Below are 1,790 nucleotides of genomic sequence, written 5' to 3' on the forward strand. Positions count from 1 at the left end.
TCAGCTTCAGCTGGAATTTTCTCATTACTTGCCGGGCATGCCTCTGGAATATGTTGGTTATCGGCAATACCAACAATTACATGACGTAGAGGATCGAAGTCATTATAAGATTCAACATGGAGGCCAGGACGAACATATGGAACGCCGCTATCTTTTCTTTCAATAGGCGCTGAAGCATTTGGATATAGATCGTTGGAAACACTCATTACATAATCTCCAAGAGAATTAATATGAACAATTGAATAGGTATATTAATAACCATCTTTCCATGAAATACATAAGTGGTCTGATAGCTATATAATCATTCCTAATTTATTTATTAATAATTAGATGAATGATACCTACATATAAAACGATATAAATCTAACTTTTTGTGTTTGATGAGCCTAGAATGTTTTTGCTCTTCAATGGTTATAATATGCCGCCTTAGCGTGACGAAATATAGTCATTTAATGCTGACAAATGGCTGATTAATGCTCTCATTGGTTTTGTCGCAAACGGATGTACTGAGTTATGATCTCCGTCAGCACTCATTACTTTGAGCATTATGGCTATCAATTTTTCTGGTCGCCTCTTTCCTTCCAACATCATCCTCCAGGTTGTTCGCTATTACGTTTTTTATATACCCAAGTAACCTCAAGATGCTCGTTTCAGCGAGAATTTCCAGGCGCTAAGGTCAGGCGCTGATTTGCAGATATAGTCGCTCTACATCAAAAATCAGCAACGCAAGATTAGTGCCTGGAAAACTCGCCCTTAGGGAGTGATCCAGCCAGCCCACTTCTGTGTAAAATGCACTTGAAAGGACCAGTCATTCCTTCGCACATTTTCCTTGAATTGAACTGGCTGGTATCACTCTGAATCCTGCATCTTGAGGTAACTTGGGTATAAACTCAGCTACCGTGACATCGAAGAAATATTTGCTGAACGCGGGCATCTCTGTTGACTATTCAACAAAAAGCACTTGCCACGCTATCTAGCAGAGTTCTGTTTTAAGTTTAATGGGCGGTTTAATTTAGAAGAAATGCTGAATAACTAACATATTCAAGTCTTCAAACAGCAGCGATGTCTCAACGTCTTCTCAAATTGACTGAAGTTCAGTGGTAATCAAATAAAATCAAATCCGATATATGTCAGATCTCAACAAAGAAAAGCATGAATCAGCCATTCACTAGCATTAAATGACTATATTTAGTCATGCCATGGCGCATATTATAGAAATTATGCAATGAGTATTTTTAACAATCTATATACAAACACTCATGTACCTATTGAAATAAAAGATAGTGGCGTCTTGTCTGTTCATATTGGCCTACATATTGTGTGTCAATAATGACTTCGCACCTCTACGTTATTCTATAGTGTTGCAAAAATGCCTATCAACGAAAGCGAAGAATTAAAGGCTTCGCAATAAAACCAAGAGAGATGATCCCATGACCAAGCAAACTGTTGTTGTTGCACTTGGTGGTAATGCCCTGCTACGTCGCGGCGAGCCATTAGAAGCAGATATCCAGCGTCAGAACATTGCTACGGCAGCAAAATCTATCGCAGAAATTGCAAAAGAATATAACGTCGTGTTGGTACACGGTAATGGCCCACAAGTTGGCTTACTGGCACTGCAAGGGTTGGAATACAAAAAAGTAAGTCCATACCCACTTGATGTACTGGGTTCACAAACCCAAGGCATGATCGGTTACATCTTAATGCAAGAACTGAAAAACCTTCTGCCAGAGCAGAATGTATCTTGCATGCTTACGCAAATGAGTGTTGATCCAAACGATCCAGCATTTGCT

1 protein-coding gene and 2 pseudogenes are annotated in these 1,790 nt (G+C 39.3%); 2 read left to right on the plus strand and 1 reads right to left on the minus strand.

The genetic code is table 11. The features are described from left to right. Positions 1–206 (minus strand): annotated as a pseudogene (locus tag L4D76_RS28515) (serine/threonine protein kinase); the annotation flags it as partial. Between the two features lie 743 nt (positions 207–949). On the opposite strand from L4D76_RS28515, the pseudogene L4D76_RS28520 reads away from it, so the two are divergent. After that, a pseudogene (locus tag L4D76_RS28520) lies at positions 950–1,104 on the plus strand (IS1595 family transposase); the annotation flags it as partial. 326 nt (positions 1,105–1,430) lie between these two features. Beyond that, positions 1,431–1,790, plus strand: a 360-nt coding sequence (locus L4D76_RS28525; protein WP_489686032.1) for an amino acid kinase family protein, incomplete at its 3' end; no start/stop codon positions are given.

It is taken from the genome of Photobacterium sagamiensis (assembly GCF_050337085.1).
GTDB classification, from domain to species: domain Bacteria; phylum Pseudomonadota; class Gammaproteobacteria; order Enterobacterales; family Vibrionaceae; genus Photobacterium; species Photobacterium sagamiensis.